This window comes from Rhizobium sp. CFBP 8752 (genome assembly GCF_014842035.1).
Lineage (GTDB): Bacteria > Pseudomonadota > Alphaproteobacteria > Rhizobiales > Rhizobiaceae > Neorhizobium > Neorhizobium soli.
In genome coordinates this window covers 1-20,806 of record NZ_JACYUZ010000007.1, presented here as the reverse complement: position 1 = coordinate 20,806, position 20,806 = coordinate 1, and the positions used below count along the sequence as shown (strand labels likewise).

16 protein-coding genes and 1 tRNA gene are annotated in these 20,806 nt (G+C 58.2%); 2 read left to right on the top strand and 15 right to left on the bottom strand.

The features are described from left to right. From IFT59_RS22950 to rpsL, 4 genes are all read right to left on the bottom strand, one after another. A partial coding sequence (locus IFT59_RS22950; protein WP_016734010.1) for a GTP-binding protein occupies positions 1-197 on the bottom strand: 197 nt, incomplete at its 3' end. A 94-nt stretch (positions 198-291) separates the two neighbouring features. Further along, positions 292-2,391, bottom strand: coding sequence for an elongation factor G (gene fusA, locus IFT59_RS22945; RefSeq protein ID WP_062453161.1), 2,100 nt, complete (start codon positions 2,389-2,391; stop codon positions 292-294). 33 nt (positions 2,392-2,424) lie between these two features. Further along, a complete protein-coding gene (rpsG, locus tag IFT59_RS22940; RefSeq protein WP_062580266.1) occupies positions 2,425-2,895 on the bottom strand; it encodes a 30S ribosomal protein S7 in 471 nt (156 codons plus the stop codon). Between the two features lie 81 nt (positions 2,896-2,976). Continuing rightward, positions 2,977-3,348 carry a 30S ribosomal protein S12 gene (gene rpsL / locus IFT59_RS22935; RefSeq protein ID WP_042618537.1) on the bottom strand — a complete coding sequence of 124 codons (372 nt, stop codon included), beginning with the start codon at positions 3,346-3,348 and terminating at the stop codon, positions 2,977-2,979. Positions 3,349-3,847: 499 nt separating this feature from the next. Between rpsL and IFT59_RS22930 the strand changes: the two genes are divergently transcribed. Next, the gene (locus IFT59_RS22930) at positions 3,848-4,141 is read left to right on the top strand and encodes a hypothetical protein (RefSeq protein ID WP_062453163.1); all 294 of its coding nucleotides are present in this window, start codon (positions 3,848-3,850) and stop codon (positions 4,139-4,141) included. A gap of 110 nt (positions 4,142-4,251) precedes the next feature. Here IFT59_RS22930 and rpoC read toward each other — a convergent pair whose 3' ends face one another. The 10 genes from rpoC to IFT59_RS22880 form a co-directional block, all read right to left on the bottom strand. Beyond that, on the bottom strand, positions 4,252-8,460 hold the full coding sequence (gene rpoC / locus IFT59_RS22925) for a DNA-directed RNA polymerase subunit beta' (RefSeq protein ID WP_092665502.1): 4,209 nt from the start codon (positions 8,458-8,460) through the stop codon (positions 4,252-4,254). 188 nt (positions 8,461-8,648) lie between these two features. Continuing rightward, positions 8,649-12,779 carry a DNA-directed RNA polymerase subunit beta gene (gene rpoB / locus IFT59_RS22920; protein ID WP_062454716.1) on the bottom strand — a complete coding sequence of 1,377 codons (4,131 nt, stop codon included), beginning with the start codon at positions 12,777-12,779 and terminating at the stop codon, positions 8,649-8,651. A gap of 247 nt (positions 12,780-13,026) precedes the next feature. After that, positions 13,027-13,401: a 50S ribosomal protein L7/L12 gene (rplL, locus tag IFT59_RS22915; protein ID WP_062453165.1), complete on the bottom strand. Its 375-nt coding sequence runs from the start codon at positions 13,399-13,401 to the stop codon at positions 13,027-13,029. Between the two features lie 55 nt (positions 13,402-13,456). Then, on the bottom strand, positions 13,457-13,975 hold the full coding sequence (gene rplJ, locus IFT59_RS22910) for a 50S ribosomal protein L10 (RefSeq protein ID WP_062453166.1): 519 nt from the start codon (positions 13,973-13,975) through the stop codon (positions 13,457-13,459). A 337-nt stretch (positions 13,976-14,312) separates the two neighbouring features. After that, positions 14,313-15,011 (bottom strand): 50S ribosomal protein L1, encoded by a 699-nt coding sequence (rplA, locus tag IFT59_RS22905; protein WP_062453167.1) that lies wholly within the window; start codon positions 15,009-15,011, stop codon positions 14,313-14,315. Between the two features lies 1 nt (position 15,012). Next, a complete protein-coding gene (gene rplK, locus IFT59_RS22900; protein ID WP_062453168.1) occupies positions 15,013-15,444 on the bottom strand; it encodes a 50S ribosomal protein L11 in 432 nt (143 codons plus the stop codon). 174 nt (positions 15,445-15,618) lie between these two features. Continuing rightward, the gene (gene nusG, locus IFT59_RS22895) at positions 15,619-16,149 is read right to left on the bottom strand and encodes a transcription termination/antitermination protein NusG (RefSeq protein WP_062453169.1); all 531 of its coding nucleotides are present in this window, start codon (positions 16,147-16,149) and stop codon (positions 15,619-15,621) included. Positions 16,150-16,164: 15 nt separating this feature from the next. After that, a complete protein-coding gene (secE, locus tag IFT59_RS22890) occupies positions 16,165-16,365 on the bottom strand; it encodes a preprotein translocase subunit SecE (RefSeq protein WP_062453170.1) in 201 nt (66 codons plus the stop codon). 195 nt (positions 16,366-16,560) lie between these two features. Next, a tRNA-Trp gene (locus IFT59_RS22885) sits at positions 16,561-16,636 on the bottom strand. A gap of 108 nt (positions 16,637-16,744) precedes the next feature. Further along, positions 16,745-18,139 (bottom strand): capsule biosynthesis protein, encoded by a 1,395-nt coding sequence (locus IFT59_RS22880; protein ID WP_192088396.1) that lies wholly within the window; start codon positions 18,137-18,139, stop codon positions 16,745-16,747. A gap of 209 nt (positions 18,140-18,348) precedes the next feature. Between IFT59_RS22880 and IFT59_RS22875 the strand changes: the two genes are divergently transcribed. Next, the gene (locus IFT59_RS22875) at positions 18,349-19,653 is read left to right on the top strand and encodes a capsule biosynthesis protein (RefSeq protein WP_192088395.1); all 1,305 of its coding nucleotides are present in this window, start codon (positions 18,349-18,351) and stop codon (positions 19,651-19,653) included. Between the two features lie 108 nt (positions 19,654-19,761). Here IFT59_RS22875 and tuf read toward each other — a convergent pair. Continuing rightward, on the bottom strand, positions 19,762-20,806 hold a 1,045-nt coding region (gene tuf, locus IFT59_RS22870), incomplete at its 5' end, for an elongation factor Tu (RefSeq protein ID WP_192088394.1).

The window sequence follows — 20,806 nt, the reverse complement described above, 5'->3', positions numbered from 1 at the left end:
TCGTATTCGACGTGTGCCGTCGAAATGGTGATGCCGCGGGCCTTCTCTTCAGGAGCAGCGTCGATCTGGTCGTAGGCCTTGAATTCGCCGAAGTACTTCGTGATCGCCGCAGTCAGCGACGTCTTGCCGTGGTCGACGTGACCGATCGTGCCAATGTTGACGTGAGGCTTATTGCGCTCAAACTTGCTCTTTGCCATTTCCGGCTCTCCATTTTGCGTGAGCCCTCAAGGGCTCCAATTCTTGTTGTCGCCCCGGCACTAGGCCGAGGCGTATTTTGGATCGGTATTCCGATTACTTCTGACCGGAATACTTAGCCTGGATTTCGGTCGCGACGTTCGACGGAACCGGTGCGTAGTGATCGAAGGTCATCGAATACTGTGCACGGCCCTGCGACATGGAGCGCAGGTTGTCGACGTACTTGAACATGTTCGCGAGCGGAACGTGAGCGTTGATAACGATCGCGATGCCGCGCTGTTCCTGGCCCTGGATCTGGCCACGACGGGAGTTCAAGTCGCCGATCACGTCACCGACGTAATCTTCCGGGGTCACGACTTCGACCTTCATCATCGGCTCGAGAAGCTGTGCGCCAGCCTTCTTTGCCGCTTCACGGAAGCAAGCACGCGATGCGATTTCGAACGCGAGGACCGAGGAGTCGACGTCGTGGAAGGCGCCGTCCATCAGGGTTGCCTTGACGCCGAGCATCGGGAAGCCCGCGAGCGGACCCGAAGACAGAACGCTCTCGATACCCTTCTGAACGCCGGGGATGTATTCCTTCGGAATGGAACCACCAACGATCTTGGATTCGAACTTGAATTCGTCGCCATCCGGGTTCGGTTCGAAGACGATCTTGACGCGCGCGAACTGACCGGTACCACCGGACTGCTTCTTGTGCGTGTAATCTTCTTCGTGCGTGCGTGTGATGGTTTCGCGGTAGGCAACCTGCGGCGCGCCGACGGTGGCTTCTACCTTGAATTCACGACGCATGCGGTCGACGAGGATGTCGAGATGCAGTTCGCCCATGCCGGCGATGATCGTCTGGCCGGATTCTTCATCCGTCTTGACGCGGAACGAAGGATCTTCAGCAGCCAGGCGGTTAAGCGCGAGGCCCATCTTTTCCTGGTCGCCCTTTGTCTTCGGCTCGATGGCGATCTGGATGACCGGCTCAGGGAATTCCATACGCTCGAGGATAACCGGGTGCAGCGGATCACACAGGGTGTCGCCGGTCGTGGTTTCCTTGAGACCTGCGAGAGCCACGATGTCGCCTGCAAAGGCTTCTTCGATGTCTTCACGGGAGTTGGAGTGCATCTGCAGCATGCGGCCGACGCGCTCGCGCTTTTCCTTGACCGTGTTCATGACGGCCGTGCCCTTGGTGAGCTTGCCGGAATAGATACGGGCGAAGGTGAGCGAACCAACGAAGGGGTCGTTCATGATCTTGAAGGCCAGCATCGAAAGCGGCTCATCATCCGACGGATGACGGGCGATTTCGGCTTCGGTCTTGACGTCGATACCGTTGATGGACGGGATGTCGAGCGGCGAAGGCAGATATTCGACAACGGCGTCGAGCAAAGGCTGAACGCCCTTGTTCTTGAACGCAGTGCCGCAGAACATCGGATGGAACTTGACGTCGATGGTACCACGACGAACCAGCGCACGGATCTTGTCATTGTCCGGCATGATGCCGTTCAAGTAGTTTTCCATGGCTTCTTCATCGATATCGACGACCTGTTCGATCATCTTCTCGCGGTATTCGGCAGCCTTTTCCTTCATGTCGTCAGGAATCTCGACGACGTCCCAGGCAGCGCCGAGCGACTCGTCGCGCCAGATCAGGGCATTCATCTCGATCAGATCGATGACGCCCTTGAACTCGGTTTCTGCACCGATCGGGAGCTGCATGACAACAGCGATGGCGCCGAGACGGGTTTTGATCATTTCTACCGAGCGGTAGAAGTCAGCGCCGGTCTTGTCCATCTTGTTGCAGAAGATCATCCGCGGGACATGGTACTTCTCGGCCTGACGCCAGACGGTTTCCGTCTGCGGCTCTACGCCTGCGTTGGCGTCGAGAAGAGCGATCGCACCGTCGAGCACGCGCAGCGAACGTTCGACTTCAATGGTGAAGTCGACGTGGCCGGGAGTGTCGATGATGTTGAAGCGGCGCATCTTGCCGTCACGGCCCTTCCAGAAGGTCGTGGTCGCAGCGGAGGTGATGGTGATCCCACGCTCCTGCTCCTGCTCCATCCAGTCCATGGTGGCGGCACCATCATGAACTTCGCCGATCTTGTGCGACTTGCCCGTGTAGTAAAGAATCCGCTCTGTGGTCGTGGTCTTGCCGGCGTCGATATGCGCCATGATACCAAAGTTGCGGTAGTCTTCGATTTTATATTCGCGAGCCATAGGACTGCCTTTCGAAACTCGATCGGGTGAAGATTACCAACGGTAATGCGAGAATGCGCGGTTTGCGTCCGCCATCTTGTGGGTGTCTTCACGCTTCTTGACGGCGCTGCCACGGTTGTTCGAAGCATCCATGAGTTCGCCCGATAGGCGATCGATCATGGTGGTTTCGTTACGCTTGCGGGCAGCAGCAATCAGCCAGCGGATGGCGAGAGCCTGACGGCGCTCCGGGCGAACGTCGACCGGGACCTGGTAGGTTGCACCACCAACGCGACGCGAACGGACTTCGACGTGCGGAGCGACGTTGTCGAGGGCTGTGTGGAAGATGCCGAGCGGATCGGACTTGGCCTTGCCCTGCACGGAGTCAAACGCACCGTAGACAATGCTTTCGGCGACAGACTTCTTGCCGTGAAGCATGATGGCATTCATGAACTTGGTGACGATCAAATCGCCGAACTTAGGGTCCGGATTGATCTCACGCTTTTCTGCACTATGGCGTCGGGACATATTACTCGTCTCTCAAACGGTTTAGACGCTTTATCACGCGGAGAACCTCGCGCAGCGCCGGAAAATTGGAAATCCGAAGGATTACTTCGGACGCTTCGCACCATACTTCGAACGGCGCTGCTTACGGTTCTTGACGCCCTGGGTATCGAGAACGCCGCGGATGACGTGGTAACGAACGCCTGGCAAGTCCTTTACGCGGCCGCCACGGATCATGACGACAGAGTGTTCCTGCAGGTTGTGACCTTCACCCGGAATGTAGCCGATGACTTCGAAGCCATTGGTGAGGCGAATCTTGGCAACCTTACGCAGAGCCGAGTTCGGCTTCTTCGGGGTCGTCGTATAAACGCGGGTGCAAACGCCGCGCTTCTGCGGGTTTTCCTGCAGAGCAGGAACCTTGTTGCGCTTTACCTGTGCCTGGCGTGGCTTACGGATCAGCTGGTTTACGGTAGGCATATACCCATCCCTTGCAAAATCTTCTTTCAAGCCCCTTTCGGGACCATTCGGATGCCGTTTCCGGCGGCGACACACACATCTCCTCATGCACGAAACGTGGCCCGATCCGTATCCGGATGGACCACATAAGGCAGAGGACGCATTGAAAACGCGTCGTGCGTGCAGCATTCTTGTAGTCAACGTGCGTTTTTTGGAAACCTGTTTGAGGCGAACTCCGGAGAAAGACTCTCCAGACGCACATGTCTCACATGGTGTCCGATGCCGCGGCGTTTACTGACTTAACCCTTCTGCGTCAAGAGCTGGCCCGAAAATAATGGCGGAAAGCCTTGTTTACCGGGGTTTTCGATCTCCTGAAAAGCCGCCGCAAAACATTAAAGTTTGACCCCGGCATTTCCGTTTGGGAATCACTGAATATGGCAATAAAGGAGGTTTTGGAACATTCCTCGCTCTTGCCTCTTGATGACAATGAAGCGTCAGCCCCTTTACTTGGAGATTGCACATGGCAAACCCCGCCGATAACGACAACACGCTCGATGACCCGATGATTTTCATCATCATCGGCAAGGCTTACGAGACCAAGGGCGGCGAAGGCATCGAGATGCATGTCATCCTGCGGGCACCCGACGATGACTCCGCCGTACGCGAGGCGCTGAACGCGCTCACCGAAGAAGGCTTCCTAGAGGCCGACCTCGATCAGATCGGCGTCCTGACCGACGAGCCGCCGGAAGAACCGCATGCGTCCGCCTATCAAGGTGCGCTTGAGGGCGAAGTCGCGATCATCCGCTTCGACTGACCATTGTCTGAATACAGCAAAACAAAAACGCCCGGATCGCTCCGGGCGTTTTTTTGTCGTGCGTTCCTGAAAAGAGAGCGCCCGTTTCCGGGCGCCCTACCCTCGCAGCCTTATTCGGCCGGAGTCTTTTCCGGGTTCATGTTCTGCAGCATCGGTGTAGCCGAGCCAGCGCCGGAGCCCTTCTTGCGTTCCTCAAGGATGAGGTCGTCGCGCGAAGTGGCGATGCGGCGGATCTGCGTCATGGTGCCGCCAGTACCAGCCGGGATGAGACGGCCGACGATGACGTTTTCCTTCAGACCCTGCAGCGTATCCGTCTTGCCGGCGATTGCAGCTTCCGTGAGAACCTTGGTGGTTTCCTGGAAGGATGCAGCCGAGATGAAGGACGGCGTCTGCAGCGATGCCTTGGTGATGCCGAGGAGTACCGGGTCGCCGAAGGCAGGCTTCTTGCCTTCCTCGATGAGACGGTCATTGGCATCGTCAAGCTCGATCCGGTCGACATTGTCACCGACGATATACTGGCTGTCGCCGCTATCGGTGATCTCGACCTTCTGAAGCATCTGACGAACAATCACTTCGATGTGCTTGTCGTTGATGACAACGCCCTGCAGACGGTAAACTTCCTGGATTTCGTTGACCAGGTAGGAAGCGAGTGCTTCCACGCCCTTGATCGCCAGGATGTCGTGCGGCGCAGGATTGCCGTCGAGGATGTAGTCGCCCTTTTCGATGTAGTCGCCTTCCTGAAGGTGGAAGGGCTTGCCCTTCGGGATCAGGTATTCGACTGCTTCGACACCGTCTTCAGCAGGCTCGATCTGGACGCGACGCTTGTTCTTGTAGTCGCGGCCGAGGCGGATCGTACCATCGATCTCAGCGATGATGGCGTGGTCCTTCGGACGACGAGCTTCGAACAGTTCGGCAACGCGTGGCAGACCACCGGTGATGTCCTTGGTCTTGGCGCTTTCCATCGGGATACGCGCCAGAACATCGCCCTGCGATACCTTGCTGCCCGGTTCTACGGACAGGATGGCATCGACGTTGAGGTTGAAGCGGGCGTCACCACCACGCGACAGCTTCATGATCGCACCCGAAGCGTCCTTGATGACGATTGCAGGCTTGAGATCGATACCGCGAGGGGTCGAACGCCAGTCGATAACCTGACGCTTGGTGATACCCGTGGATTCGTCGGTCGATTCCGATACCGAAATCGAGTCGACCATGTCCTCGAAGAACACCGTACCGGCGACTTCCGTCATCATCGGGCGTGTGTAGGGGTCCCACTCTGCAAGACGCTGACCACGACGAACCTTGTCGCCGTCATCGACATGCAGCTTCGAACCGTAGGCGACGCGCTGCGACGAACGCTCGACACCACGCTCGTCGAGAATGGTGACCGACATGTTGCGGCCCATCGCGACGAGAACGTTTTCCGAGTTGCGCAGCATGTTGCGGTTCTTGATCTGGATCGTGCCCTCATAGGACGCTTCCAGGAACGACGAGTCGACCACGTTAGCCGTACCGCCCAAGTGGAAGGTACGCATGGTAAGCTGGGTACCCGGCTCACCGATCGACTGAGCAGCGATAACGCCGACAGCCTCACCCATGTTGACCGGTGTACCGCGCGCAAGATCACGGCCGTAGCAGATCGAGCATACGCCTGTCTGAACTTCGCAGGTCAGTGCAGAGCGGATACGGATCGACTGAATGCCGGCCTTTTCGATCTCGATGACATCGGGCTCGAGGATCATGCGACCAGCATCGACGATGCGCTCACCCGTGACCGGATGATCGATGTCGTCGAGGGCCGTACGACCGAGAACGCGGGTACCGATGGACGCAACGACCTGACCGGCGTCAACGATGGCGGTCATGGTGAGACCGCTCTCGGTGCCGCAATCGACCATGTTGACGATGCAGTCCTGGGCCACGTCGACGAGACGACGCGTCAGGTAACCGGAGTTCGCCGTCTTCAAGGCGGTGTCTGCGAGACCCTTACGGGCACCGTGGGTCGAGTTGAAGTACTCGTTAACGGTCAGGCCTTCTTTGAAGTTCGAGATGATCGGGGTCTCGATAATTTCACCCGACGGCTTCGCCATCAGGCCGCGCATGCCGCCCAGCTGACGCATCTGGTTCGGTGAACCACGGGCGCCGGAGTGGGACATCATGTAGATCGCGTTCATCGGCTTCTGGCGACCGGTCTCTGCGTCGAATTCGACAGCCTTAATGCGGGCCATCATGTCTTCGGCGACTTTCTCGGTGGCCTTGCCCCAGGCGTCTACGACCTTGTTGTACTTCTCGCCCTGAGTGATCAGGCCGTCGTTGTACTGCTGTTCGTATTCCTTCACGAGGGCTTCGGTATCACCGACGATCTTCACCTTCGAGTCCGGGATGATCATGTCGTCCTTACCGAACGAAATGCCAGCCTTGCACGCGTGGGTGAAGCCGAGCTGCATGATACGGTCGCAGAAAATGACCGTGTCCTTCTGACCGCAGTGACGGTAGACCGTGTCGATCATCTTGGAGATGTTCTTCTTGGTCATTTCCTGGTTGCAGGTCTCGTACGGCACCTTGAAGTTCTTCGGCAGAAGTTCGCCGATGATCATACGACCAGGTGTCGTTTCATAGATCTTCGAAACCGGCTTGCCGTCCTCATCGACCGTCTTGAAACGACCGCGAATCTTGGCGTGCAGGGTGACGACCTTGTTTTCCAGAGCATGGTGCAGTTCGCCCATGTCCGAGAAGACCATGCCTTCGCCCGGCTCGTTCTGATTGAGGATCGACAGGTAGTACAGGCCGAGAACCATGTCCTGCGAAGGAACGATGATCGGCGCGCCGTTTGCCGGGTGCAGAATGTTGTTGGTCGACATCATGAGCACGCGGGCTTCAAGCTGGGCTTCCAGCGAGAGCGGCACGTGAACAGCCATCTGGTCACCGTCGAAGTCGGCGTTGAAGGCCGTGCAGACGAGCGGATGCAGCTGGATCGCCTTGCCTTCAACCAGGATCGGTTCGAAGGCCTGGATACCCAGGCGGTGGAGCGTCGGTGCGCGGTTGAGAAGAACCGGATGCTCGCGGATGACCTCGTCGAGGATATCCCAAACTTCCGGCTTTTCCTTTTCAACCAGCTTCTTCGCCTGCTTGACGGTCGAGGAATAACCCTTGGCGTCGAGACGGGCGTAGATGAACGGCTTGAACAGCTCGAGCGCCATCTTCTTCGGCAGGCCGCACTGGTGCAGCTTCAGTTCCGGACCGGTCACGATGACCGAACGACCGGAATAGTCGACGCGCTTGCCGAGAAGGTTCTGGCGGAAGCGGCCCTGCTTGCCCTTGAGCATGTCGGACAGCGACTTCAGCGGACGCTTGTTGGCACCGGTGATGACGCGGCCACGACGGCCGTTGTCGAACAGCGCGTCCACAGATTCCTGCAGCATGCGCTTTTCGTTGCGGATGATGATGCCGGGAGCGCGCAGTTCGATCAGGCGCTTCAGACGGTTGTTACGGTTGATGACGCGGCGGTACAGATCGTTGAGGTCGGACGTCGCGAAACGGCCGCCGTCAAGCGGAACCAGCGGGCGCAGATCCGGCGGGATTACCGGAACGACCTTCATGATCATCCATTCCGGGCGGTTGCCGGATTCCATGAAGTTCTCGACGATCTTCAGACGCTTCATCAGCTTCTTCTGCTTGAGATCCGAAGTGGTCTCAGCAAGGTCCGTGCGAAGGTCGCCAGCGATCTTTTCCAGATTCATCGATGCCAGCATCTCGTAGATGGCTTCAGCACCGATCATCGCCGTGAACTGATCTTCACCGAACTCGTCGATGGCGATCATGTATTCCTCTTCCGACAGAAGCTGATTTTCCTTCAGCGACGTCAGGCCAGGCTCGGTGACGATGTAGTTCTCGAAATACAGAACGCGTTCGACATCCTTCAGCGTCATGTCGAGCAGTGTCGAGATACGCGAAGGCAGCGACTTCAGGAACCAGATGTGGGCAACCGGAGCAGCGAGCTCGATATGGCCCATGCGCTCGCGGCGAACGCGCGACAGCGTGACTTCAACGCCGCACTTTTCGCAGATGATGCCCTTGTACTTCATGCGCTTGTACTTGCCGCACAGGCATTCGTAGTCCTTGATAGGTCCGAAAATGCGCGCGCAGAAAAGACCATCGCGTTCAGGCTTGAACGTACGATAGTTGATCGTTTCCGGCTTCTTGATCTCGCCGTAGGACCACGACAGGATCTTTTCCGGGCTCGCAATCGAGATCCGGATCGAATCGAAGTGCTGTGCGGGCACTGTCGGGTTGAAAAGGTTCATGACCTCTTGGTTCATGCCTGTCTCCTTGATGGGGCGTAACGCCCTCAGTCGGGTCGCGGTACCGGCAAATTCCCGGGATGCCGATCCTCGATCCATAAATGACAATAACCGCAGAATGCGGCAAAACTCCCCTCACCCGATGCAAACTCCACCGGCGGAGGGAATGGCGTGCGCGGTTGCCCCCGCACGCCCCTTGTCAAATTTTATTCAGCCGCGTCGGGCAGTGCGTCAGCCGTATCGAGCTTGGAATTTTCCAGTTCGACCGACAGACCCAGCGAGCGCATTTCCTTGACGAGAACGTTGAAGCTCTCCGGAATGCCTGCCTCGAACGTGTCGTCGCCTCGGACGATCGCCTCGTAGACCTTGGTACGACCTGCCACGTCGTCCGACTTCACCGTCAGCATTTCCTGCAGGGTGTAGGCGGCGCCGTAAGCTTCCAGAGCCCAGACTTCCATTTCCCCGAAGCGCTGACCACCGAACTGAGCCTTACCACCGAGCGGCTGCTGGGTGACGAGCGAGTACGGACCAATCGAACGCGCATGGATCTTGTCGTCCACAAGGTGGTTCAGCTTGATCATGTACATGTAGCCGACAGTCACCTGACGGTCGAAGGCTTCACCGGTACGACCGTCGTACAGGGTCGACTGACCGCTTTCGTGCAGACCTGCCTTCTTCAGCATCGAAGCAACGTCCGGTTCATGCGCACCGTCGAAAACCGGCGTTGCGATGGAGACGCCCTTGCGGGACTGTTCGGCAAGTCTGACCAAAGAGTCATCGTCGAAGTCGACGACTTCGTTCTTGGCCTCACTGGCATACACGTCGGTCAGAACTGTCTTCAGCTCGCCGATGTCCATGGTCTTGCGGTATTCGTCGAGGAGCTCGCCGATCTTCTTACCCATGCCGGCGCAAGCCCAGGCAAGGTGGGTTTCGAGGATCTGACCGACGTTCATGCGCGAAGGCACGCCCAGCGGGTTCAAGCAGATGTCGACGTGGGTACCGTCTTCGAGGAACGGCATGTCTTCGACAGGCACGATACGCGAAACAACGCCCTTGTTACCGTGACGGCCGGCCATCTTGTCGCCCGGCTGGATCTTGCGCTTCACAGCGACAAAGACCTTGACCATCTTCATGACGCCCGGAGGCATTTCGTCGCCGCGCTGGACCTTTTCGACCTTGTCCATGAAGCGATGCTCGAGCAGCGACTTCGACTCGTCGTACTGACCACGCAGTGCTTCGATCTCGCCCTGGACCTTTTCGTCTTCGACCGCGAACATCCACCACTGGGAGCGGGGATATTCGGAGACGACGGCGTTGGAGAGCTCGACGCCCTTCTTGAAGCCCTTCGGACCGGCGACAGACGCCTGACCACGGAGCATCTCGATCAGACGGCCGTAGACGTTACGGTCGAGGATCGCCTGTTCGTCGTCGCGGTCCTTGGCGAGGCGTTCGATTTCCTCGCGTTCGATCGCCATCGCACGTTCGTCCTTTTCGACGCCGTGACGGTTGAAGACGCGAACTTCGACGACGGTGCCAAACGTGCCCGGAGGCATACGCATGGACGTGTCGCGAACGTCGGAAGCCTTTTCACCGAAGATGGCGCGCAGAAGCTTTTCTTCAGGCGTCATCGGGCTTTCGCCCTTCGGTGTGATCTTGCCGACGAGGATGTCGCCCGGCTGAACTTCGGCGCCGATATAGACGATGCCGGCTTCGTCGAGGTTCTTCAGCGCTTCTTCCGATACGTTCGGAATGTCGCGCGTGATTTCTTCAGGACCAAGCTTCGTGTCGCGCGCCATCACTTCGAATTCTTCGATGTGGATGGAGGTGAACACGTCGTCAGACACGATGCGCTCGGACATGAGGATCGAGTCTTCGTAGTTGTAGCCGTTCCAAGGCATGAACGCGACGAGCGCGTTGCGGCCAAGAGCCAAGTCACCGAGGTCGGTCGAAGGACCGTCAGCGATGATGTCGCCCTTGTTCAGAATGTCGCCGACGGCGACCAGCGGACGCTGGTTGACGCAGGTATTCTGGTTGGAGCGCTGGAACTTCTGCAGGCGGTAGATATCGACGCCGGACTTGCCGGATTCGAGGTCTTCCGTTGCACGGATAACGATACGGGTCGCATCCACCTGGTCCACAACACCGCTACGGCGGGCAGCGATCGCCGCGCCGGAGTCACGCGCAACCACAGGCTCCATGCCGGTGCCGACGAACGGCGCTTCGGCGCGAACCAGCGGAACCGCCTGACGCTGCATGTTGGACCCCATGAGGGCGCGGTTGGCGTCGTCGTTTTCGAGGAACGGGATCAGAGCCGCTGCGACGGAGACGAGCTGCTTTGGCGAAACGTCCATCAGGTTGACGGTGTCGCGCGGGGACAGCATGACTTCGCCGGAATGGCGGCAGACCACGAACTCTTCAACGAAGGTGCCTTCGGAGGTGAGTTCCGAGTTCGCCTGCGCAACGTAGTACTTCGCCTCTTCCATAGCGGAGAGATAGACGACGTCCTTCGTTACCTTGCCATCGATGATCTTGCGGTACGGGCTTTCGATGAAGCCGTACTTGTTGACGCGGGCAAAGGTTGCAAGCGAGTTGATCAGACCGATGTTCGGGCCTTCCGGCGTTTCGATCGGGCAGATTCGGCCGTAGTGGGTCGGGTGAACGTCGCGGACTTCGAAGCCTGCGCGCTCGCGGGTCAGACCACCCGGGCCAAGTGCCGAAAGACGACGCTTGTGGGTGATTTCCGAAAGCGGGTTCACCTGGTCCATGAACTGCGACAGCTGCGAGGAACCGAAGAATTCGCGAACCGCGGCAGCAGCCGGCTTCGCGTTGATCAGGTCCTGCGGCATCACGGTGTCGATCTCGATCGACGACATGCGTTCCTTGATGGCGCGCTCCATGCGGAGCAGACCCAGACGGTACTGATTTTCCATCAGTTCGCCGACAGAACGAACGCGGCGGTTGCCGAGGTTGTCGATGTCGTCGATTTCGCCCTTGCCGTCACGCAGTTCGACGAGCATGCGGACCACGGCCAGGATATCGTCCTTGCGCAGAACGCGCATCGTGTCTGGAGCGTCGACGTCGAGACGCATGTTCATCTTCACGCGGCCGACGGCGGAGAGATCGTAACGCTCCGAATCGAAGAACAGCGAATTGAACATGGCTTCGGCCGAGTCCATCGTCGGCGGCTCGCCCGGACGCATGACGCGGTAGATGTCGAACAGTGCATCCTGACGATGCTCGTTCTTGTCTGCGGCCAGCGTGTTGCGGATGTAGGCGCCAACATTGATGTGGTCGATGCCGAGAACCGGGATCTCGTCGAAACCGTGGTCGAGGATGACCTTGAGGGTCTTCTCGTCAATTTCGTCGCCGGCTTCGAGATAGATCTCACCCGTCGAGTAGTTGACGATGTCTTCGGCCAGATAGTTGCCGTAGAGGTCGTCATTCGTTGCCTTGATGGCCTTGAGGCCCTTCTCGGTCAGCGAACGAAGCAGACGCGGGGTCAGCTTCTTGCCGGATTCCACAACGACTTCGCCTGTGTCGGCGTCAACCATTTCCGACAGCGCCTTGGCACCCTTGAGGGTTTCGGCGTTGAACGGAATGCGCCAGCCTTCGCCGTCGCGAACATAGTTGGACTTCGTATAGAACGTCGACAGGATTTCTTCGCCGTCCATGCCGAGTGCCATCAGCAGCGACGAGACGGGGATCTTGCGGCGACGGTCGATACGCGCGTAGACGATGTCCTTGGCGTCGAATTCGATGTCGAGCCAGGAACCGCGATACGGAATGACGCGAGCAGCGAAAAGCAGCTTGCCGGACGAGTGGCTCTTGCCCTTGTCGTGGTCGAAGAACACGCCTGGCGAACGGTGCATCTGAGACACGATGACGCGCTCGGTGCCGTTCACGATGAACGTGCCGTTGTCGGTCATGAGCGGCATGTCGCCCATGTAGACGGACTGTTCCTTGATGTCCTTGATGGACTTCGCGCCCGTATCCTCGTCGATATCAAACACGATGAGACGCAGCGTCACCTTGAGAGGCGCTGCGTAGGTCAGATCGCGCTGACGGCATTCTTCGACGTCGAACTTCGGCGGTTCGAATTCGTAGGACACGAATTCGAGCATGGAAGCGCCGGAGAAATCGCTGATCGGGAAGACAGACCTGAACACGGAGTTCAAGCCTTCGTCCGGACGACCACCCTTCGGCTCTTCAACCATCAGAAACTGATCGTAAGACGCCTTCTGAACCTCGATGAGGTTCGGCATTTCTGTGACTTCGGGGATTTTCCCAAAAAACTTGCGTACGCGCCTGCGACCGTTAAATGAAAGGGTCTGAGCCATCGTCGCTCCTTCAAAATTGCATCCGGGCCTGCAACGGACGGGGTTCGCTGGCCAGTCGATCCCGTCGAACATGGTATTCTCAAACTCGTCCTACTTCCCGAAAGCGAAAGGCCGGATTGCCTTCTCGGTTCGGTTCAGGACCATCCTCTTGAGAACCCATTACCCAGGGGCCGTTTTCACGATCCCTGGGTAATAGTTTCGGAGGAAGAAAGCGGGGGAGACTGATCTCCCCCACCGTATTCCGATATTACTTGACGTCGACCTTGGCGCCTGCGTCTTCAAGCTTCTTCTTGAGGTCTGCAGCTTCAGCCTTGGAAACGGCTTCCTTGACAGCCTTAGGAGCGCCTTCGACGAGGTCCTTAGCTTCCTTCAGGCCGAGACCTGTGATTGCGCGGACTTCCTTGATGACGTTGATCTTGTTAGCGCCGGCTTCAACGAGGATAACGTCGAATTCGGTCTTTTCTTCTTCAACGACAGCAGCAGCACCGCCGCCAGCAGCAGCAGCTGCGACAGGAGCAGCAGCCGAAACGCCCCACTTTTCTTCGAGCATCTTGGAAAGCTCAGCAGCTTCCAGAACGGTCAGGGCGGACAGGTCTTCAACGATCTTTGCGAGATCAGCCATTTTATCAGTTCCTTATATTCGGTTCGAACTTGGTTTTGAACAGCGAAAAACCGCCTTACGCGGCTTCGTCCTTCTTTGAGTAAGCCGCAAACACGCGAGCAAGCTGAGCTGCTGGTGCGGATACAACCGTTGCAATGCGGGTAGCCGGGGCGTTCAAGAGGCCCAGCAGCTTGCCACGAAGCTCGTCCAGCGAAGGCAGGGTCGCAAGCGACTTGACTGCTTCTGCGTTGAGCGTGGTTGTTCCCATGGCTCCACCGAGGACAACGATCTTGTCGTTGGTCTTGGCGAAATCCACGACGACTTTGGGAGCAGTGATCGGGTCATTGCTGTAGGCAATGAGTGTCTGACCGGTGAAGAGATCGGAGATCCCTTCTGCTTCCGTACCCTGAAGAGCGATCTTGGCCAGGCGGTTCTTCGCGACTTTGACGGTGCCGCCAGCAGCACGCATTTTTGAACGGAAGTCGTTCATCTGCGCAACTGTGACACCAGCATAGTGGGCCACGACAACTGAACCAGAAGCCTTGAAGACTTCATTCAGCTCCGTGACGAATTCGCGTTTTTCCGCTCTTTCCACTGTCTGTCTCCAGTTGATAGGACCGCAATCCTGCAGGCCCTACCGGGTTTGCCTTTGCCTCGAACGATCGTTTGACGGACCGTCCGTGGCGGTTGAGGATCCTGTCCCCCCGCTCTGTCGCCAAGAAGGCTTCAGGCTTAAGGCACACAAGGCTCGAACCGAATTGACAACGCCGGAGCGCCGAAAATCTGCGTTCTTACCCGTCTCATGCAGGCCAAGTGATTAAGGGAAAACCACCTGCAATCTCGGACAGGAATTCCGGATTTCTCCGGAAATTCCCACTCCCCGAAGGAAGAGGGAATTCATGCAGCCGGAGCCCGAAGGCTCCGGCAATTCATTAAGCGGCTGTGACCGACGAAGGTTCGATCTTGACGCCTGGGCCCATCGTCGACGAAATCGCGACGCGCTTCAGGTAGTTGCCCTTGGCGCCAGCCGGCTTTGCCTTGATGACGGCGTCAGCGAAAGCACGGATGTTTTCTTCGAGTGCCTTGGCATCGAAGGAAGCCTTGCCGATGCCGGCGTGAACGATACCGGCCTTCTCGACGCGGAACTCGACAGCGCCGCCCTTGGAAGCCTTGACGGCTCCGGCAACGTCCATGGTGACAGTACCGACCTTCGGGTTCGGCATCATGCCACGCGGGCCGAGAACCTTACCGAGACGACCGACGAGCGGCATCATGTCAGGAGTTGCGATGCAACGATCGAAATCGATCTTGCCGCCCTGAACGATTTCCAGCAGGTCTTCTGCGCCAACGATGTCTGCACCAGCAGCCTTGGCTTCATCAGCCTTGGCGCCACGTGCGAAGACAGCAACGCGAACGTCACGGCCGGTGCCGTTCGGCAGGTTGACAACGCCGCGGACCATCTGGTCTGCGTGACGCGGGTCAACGCCGAGGTTCATCGAGATTTCGACGGTTTCGTCGAACTTAGCCGTCGCACGTTCCTTGACCATCGAGATGGCTTCGGTGAGAGCGATGAGCGTTGTCGGATCCACGCCTTCGCGGATCTTCTTCATGCGCTTTGCGAGCTTTACCATGTTAAGCCACCACTTCCAGGCCCATGGAGCGGGCAGAGCCCTCAACCATCAGCATTGCGCCTTCGACGTCGGCTGCGTTGAGATCCTTCATCTTACCTTCGGCGATCGCACGGACCTGAGCCTTGGTGATGGTACCGGCCTTGCCACCCTTGCCAGGTGTCTTGGAACCGGAAGTGATCTTCGCTTCCTTTTTCAGCCAATAAGTAACCGGCGGCTGCTTCATCGCGAAGGTGAAGGACTTGTCCTGGTAGTAGGTGATGACGACCGGGATCGGCATACCCTTTTCCATTTCCTGCGTGGCGGCATTGAACGCCTTGCAGAATTCCATGATGTTGATGCCACGCTGACCAAGCGCCGGGCCGATTGGCGGGGACGGGTTAGCCGATCCTGCCTTGACCTGAAGCTTGAGCTGGCCTGCTACTTTCTTAGCCATTTCTCTGCCTTTCGTTATGGACCGATATCTTGGTCCGAAATGCCGGATTGACCGGCGGCTGCGGTTGCGTGGTGCGGCTTATCGAGGTCCGGCTAGACCCCTCACCTTCCACGCGGGTTGCGGCAAACGCCGCACAGGGCCGCCAACTCAATGGCAGCCCATATTCAAAAACAATCAGACCTTCTCGACCTGAGCGTATTCGAGCTCCACCGGAGTGGCGCGGCCAAAGATCGACACTTCGACCTTGAGGCGCGAACGCTCTTCATCGACATCCTGAACAACGCCGTTGAACGACGCGAACGGACCATCGGAAACACGAACCTGTTCACCAACCTCGAACGAGATCGAGGACTTCGGCCGCTCGACACCTTCCTGAACTTGACCGAGGATACGATCGGCTTCGGAGTCAGGGATCGGAACAGGCTTGTTGTCAGAACCAAGGAAGCCGGTAACCTTCGGCGTGTTCTTGATCAGATGGTAGGCTTCGTCCGTCAGGTTCGCACGAACCATGACGTAGCCTGGGAAGAACTTGCGTTCGCTATCGACCTTTCGGCCGCGACGCACTTCCACCACCTTTTCCGTCGGAACGAGGATCTGTTCGAACAAATGCTCAAGCCCCTTCTGGCGAGCCTTGTTCTCGATGTCCTCAGCGACCTTTTTCTCAAAGTTCGAATATGCGTGGACGATGTACCAGCGGGCCGCCATCTTAATACTCCAGGATCAAACGCTGACGTTCAGCACGAAGCCGAGCAACCAGCCAATAAGCTGGTCCGCAGCGAAGAAAAACAGCGCCGCAACCACGACCATGACCAGAACCATGATCGTCGAGATCGTGGTTTCACGGCGGGATGGCCAAGTGATTTTAGACGCTTCGGAACGAACCTGCTTGAAGAACGTTGCCGGATTGGTTTTGGATGCCATCGATTGCCCACGCAATTACGGCACGTAAAGCCGATATCGTTCAGCCCCACGCACCGCGTGTCTGTTGTTCCCTACATAAACACCCATTTCCCGTTAAACAAGAGGAAAAAGGTGCCTACATGAAATTCCCAACTTTGGACAACAACCGCTCAGCGCCCATCAATTACAGTCGCAAGCTATGTGTTGTGCGAAGGCTGGCAGGGGCAGCCGGGCTTGAACCGACGACCTGCGGTTTTGGAGACCGCCGCTCTACCAACTGAGCTATACCCCTTCAAACCGAAGACTGACGGACCATCAAGATCCGCTCCGTCACCGGCTAGGCGCTCCCTTTAAGACGCTGCGCCGGACTTGGCAAGAGTGTTTTTCGAACTTTGCCAGGCTATCTGAATTTGCCGCCGACGTTGTCGCCGAGATCTCTTGCCGAGACCGGGGACAAGACTTGATCCGGCTTCCCCAGGAGAAGATCGCGCGTTGAAAGCTCGACGGCGCCCGTCGCCGTCCCGGACGCCGGCACGCGCCTCTCTGTTGGCAGCGGAAGCCGTTGCCATGCCAGACGCGGCGGTTGTTCGACGAAGGCGCCAGGTTCGTTGACGGTGCGGTCGCGAACGCGGGTGATGATCGATTCGATCGCGAGCGCGCGGCCCTCTTCGTGATAGAAATTGCCCTTGATCTGTACCGTGCCGGCCAATGCCTTGATGAAGGCGCGCAGCAGGTTCGCGTCAAGCGGCTCGGGGTCAGACCAGAACGAGTCGATCCCGCCCTGATGGGTCAACCCGGGCATGTCGTAAACTGCCGCACCGAGCGCAATCGTCGGAAGACCGGCTCTCAGGCTGTGCATCGCCGTCGTGGAGTTGGCAACGATCGTCCCGTGCGAATGGCGAAGTATCGCTCCGAGATCACCTCTTTCGATAAACACGACCCGGTTCGAGACGCGGTAGCGGGCGGCAATCTTCGACACGATCTTGCGCCAGCCCTCGAGATCGTTGTCGAGCGGATGCTGCTTTACGATCAACCGCGCGCTTTCGGGAGCATGTCTCGAGAACGAGTGGATGACCTGATCGATCATCTGAGAGAGATGCCGATAAGGAGAGTTTGCTCGGATCTGGTAGTCGCTCTGCAATTGCAGAGCCAGGAGGTAATTCTTGCCGGTTTCGCCGTCGAAAAATCCCTCTGGCAGATCGTGGCGCGAACGGAACATGCGCGGCAGCCACGACAGATAGTCGAACAGCGGATCGTAGTACTTGTCCGAGCGGTAGAACGGGAACATCGGGCGGCCGAAATATGCCAGGAGATTATAGATGACCTCGTTTGTCGCCTCCTGTCCGAACGTGTGGCCGTAGCGCGCCTTGAGATCCGGTTCGGGAACCTGCTCGGCAACCTTGCGAATCACGTTCGGATCGTTGGGGAAGTGCGAGAAGCGGCCCATGCCATTGCGTTCGAGCGTGATCCAGTCCGGCCGAAGATAGCCGAACTCGACGGCATGACACTGAATGCCCAACCGACGTGCAACGCGTCCGGCAAAGCGATGGTAGGGCAGCCGGTCGGCATAATATAGAATGTCGGTGATGCCTTCGCGACGGATGAGTTCAGCCAGATAGCGTGGCCAGGCCCTCAGCGTTCCGCGATAGTTGATCGCTCCGGACTTTCGCCAGTAGGCCTGGTCTCCGAACGAGAAGTTCACACGTTTCGTACCGATCCCCTGCGCTTCGAACGCGTTTGCCAGCTCGCGCCAGAACACGGACGGTGGACCTTGGAGAAACAGGACTTTTGTCATTCGAAGCCAATACCGCTTGATTCGGGCTCATGAAATTGAGGGTCGTTTAGCCTGATCGGGGTTCTCCCGACGTAATACACAGCTCCCCGTACGTGAGACGGATGCCAATTCACACAATTACCGTTAAACAGTTCCGGTACTTTCACGAAGGCACCACCGTCGTCAATGGCGCCTTTTACGCACGAAGCATATCCCAAGGTTACGTCGCCATGCATCAACGCCGATTCCTGCTGCTTCAAGGACCCGCCTCGCCGTTTCTCAAGAAGCTCGCGGAAGCCATTGAAAACAAAGGCGCAGAGGTATCGAAGATCAACCTATCCATAGGTGATGTTACGTTTTGGTGGCCGCGTAAAAGCGAACTGTTTCGCGAAAAGCCTGAACATTGGGCACTGTATCTCGATCGCTACATAAGCGATCACAATGTAACCGATATCGTCATGCTTGGTGATGGTCGTGCGCCGCATCACAGCGCGGCTGCCGTTGCGTCAGCCAGAGGCGTTGACGTCCATATTCTCGAACACGGGTATCTGCGGCCCGACTGGCTGACGATAGAGCCGGATGGCATGTCGGCACATTCTCGCTTCCCGCAGGATGCGGAGCGTATCCGCATGATCGCGGAAAGCGCACCGGCCATTGACGGGGTCGGACGCTACCGCTCCAGCTTCTTGACCTACGCGCTCTACGATCTTGTCTATCACGTTCCCAATGTTCTCTTGGGATGGCTCGTTCATCCCCACTACCGGACCCATGGGCCCGTGCATCCGGTTAGGGAATATGCCGGCTGGATCTGGAAGGCGCTGAGGATGAAATCCCGGCGACGGAACGCCGATCTCGCGACCACAGCCGCCCTCACCCCGATTCAGACGGCGGATGGCGAGCGCTTGCCTCGGGTCTTCCTGTTTCCATTGCAGCTTCCTGGGGATTACCAGATCATCCGTCATGCCCCCGGCGGCGATCTCTTCGCCATCGTCGATCCGGTGATTGCTTCTTTCGCAAAGCACGCAGGCAGTAACGACCGCCTGCTGTTCAAGGTCCATCCGATCGACAATGGACTGTCGCGCTGGCCCGAGCGCATCCGGGCCGCCTCAAACCGCCACGGAATATCGGACCGTGTCTTCTATGCGGATGGGGGCGACACCGACGACCTTATCACCCGCGCGGCCGGCGTCGTCACAGTCAACTCGACCGTCGGACTGACCGCGCTATCGATGGCAAAGCCGGTAGTTGCGCTGGGCGCTGCGGTATACGACATCCCCGGGCTGACGTTCCAAGAGCCACTCGCGGAGTTCTGGACGAATCCGGGACGGCCGGACATGGAACTGTTCGACGCCTTCCAGCGGGCGCTTGCCGCGACGACGCAGGTCCGCGGTGGTTTCATCGGGAGAGACGCGATTGAAGCAGGCGCCGAGAATGTTGCAGCACGGCTGATGGAGCCTGCGCCACGCCTGCCGAAGAGCTGGGCCAAGCCAGGCGGCAGCACGCAGTTCCGCTATATGAATGAACTCTTTGGCTGAACGGCGTACGCGCTTCCTGCGGACGTCTCCTCACCGATTTCAACACGCTGTAACGAAAAAGGCCCCGCGGTTTCCCGCGAGGCCTTTTTCAAGTGGTTGATCTATCGATTACTCGATGATCGAGGCAACGATGCCGGCGCCGACAGTACGACCGCCTTCGCGGATCGCGAAGCGCAGCTTTTCTTCCATCGCGATCGGAACGATCAGCTCGACTTCAACGGTGACGTTGTCGCCTGGCATAACCATTTCCGTGCCTTCAGGAAGCGAAACGATACCGGTCACGTCCGTTGTACGGAAGTAGAACTGAGGACGGTAGTTCGTGAAGAACGGCGTATGACGGCCGCCTTCTTCCTTGGTCAGGATGTAGGCTTCTGCCATGAACTTCTTGTGCGGCTTAACCGAACCCGGCTTGCACAGGATCTGGCCACGCTCGACGCCGTCACGCTGTACGCCACGGATCAGAGCGCCGATGTTGTCGCCGGCCTGGCCCTGGTCGAGCAGCTTGCGGAACATTTCGACGCCGGTAACAGTCGTCTTGGTCGTGGCGCGGATGCCGACGATTTCGACTTCTTCACCAACCTTGACGATGCCACGCTCGACGCGACCGGTCACGACCGTACCACGGCCCGAGATCGAGAACACGTCTTCGATCGGCAGCAGGAACGGCTGGTCGATCGGACGCTCAGGCGTCGGGATGTAGGCGTCGACAGCTGCCATCAGTTCGCGAACGGCGTCTTCGCCGATCTTCTTGTTCGAATCTTCAAGAGCGGCCAGAGCCGAACCCTTGACGATCGGAATGTCGTCGCCCGGGAAGTCGTAGGACGACAGAAGTTCGCGGACTTCAAGTTCGACGAGCTCGAGAAGCTCTTCGTCGTCAACCTGGTCAACCTTGTTGAGGAACACGACGATTGCCGGAACGCCAACCTGACGAGCAAGCAGGATGTGCTCGCGGGTCTGTGGCATCGGGCCGTCGGCAGCCGAGCAAACCAGGATCGCGCCGTCCATCTGCGCTGCACCGGTGATCATGTTCTTGACGTAGTCGGCGTGGCCGGGGCAGTCGACGTGTGCGTAGTGGCGGTTTGGCGTCTCGTATTCGACGTGTGCCGTCGAAATGGTGATGCCGCGGGCCTTCTCTTCAGGAGCAGCGTCGATC

Bases quoted from the DNA above. Each gene is read 5' to 3' on its own strand.
- fusA (WP_062453161.1), bottom strand. From the start codon at position 2,391: ATGGCTCGCGAATATAAAATCGAAGACTACCGCAACTTTGGTATCATG.
- rpsG (WP_062580266.1), bottom strand. From the start codon at position 2,895: ATGTCCCGACGCCATAGTGCAGAAAAGCGTGAGATCAATCCGGACCCT.
- rpsL (WP_042618537.1), bottom strand. From the start codon at position 3,348: ATGCCTACCGTAAACCAGCTGATCCGTAAGCCACGCCAGGCACAGGTA.
- IFT59_RS22930 (WP_062453163.1), top strand. From the start codon at position 3,848: ATGGCAAACCCCGCCGATAACGACAACACGCTCGATGACCCGATGATT.
- rpoC (WP_092665502.1), bottom strand. From the start codon at position 8,460: ATGAACCAAGAGGTCATGAACCTTTTCAACCCGACAGTGCCCGCACAG.
- rpoB (WP_062454716.1), bottom strand. From the start codon at position 12,779: ATGGCTCAGACCCTTTCATTTAACGGTCGCAGGCGCGTACGCAAGTTT.
- rplL (WP_062453165.1), bottom strand. From the start codon at position 13,401: ATGGCTGATCTCGCAAAGATCGTTGAAGACCTGTCCGCCCTGACCGTT.
- rplA (WP_062453167.1), bottom strand. From the start codon at position 15,011: ATGGTAAAGCTCGCAAAGCGCATGAAGAAGATCCGCGAAGGCGTGGAT.
- rplK (WP_062453168.1), bottom strand. From the start codon at position 15,444: ATGGCTAAGAAAGTAGCAGGCCAGCTCAAGCTTCAGGTCAAGGCAGGA.
- nusG (WP_062453169.1), bottom strand. From the start codon at position 16,149: ATGGCGGCCCGCTGGTACATCGTCCACGCATATTCGAACTTTGAGAAA.
- secE (WP_062453170.1), bottom strand. From the start codon at position 16,365: ATGGCATCCAAAACCAATCCGGCAACGTTCTTCAAGCAGGTTCGTTCC.
- IFT59_RS22880 (WP_192088396.1), bottom strand. From the start codon at position 18,139: ATGACAAAAGTCCTGTTTCTCCAAGGTCCACCGTCCGTGTTCTGGCGC.
- IFT59_RS22875 (WP_192088395.1), top strand. From the start codon at position 18,349: ATGCATCAACGCCGATTCCTGCTGCTTCAAGGACCCGCCTCGCCGTTT.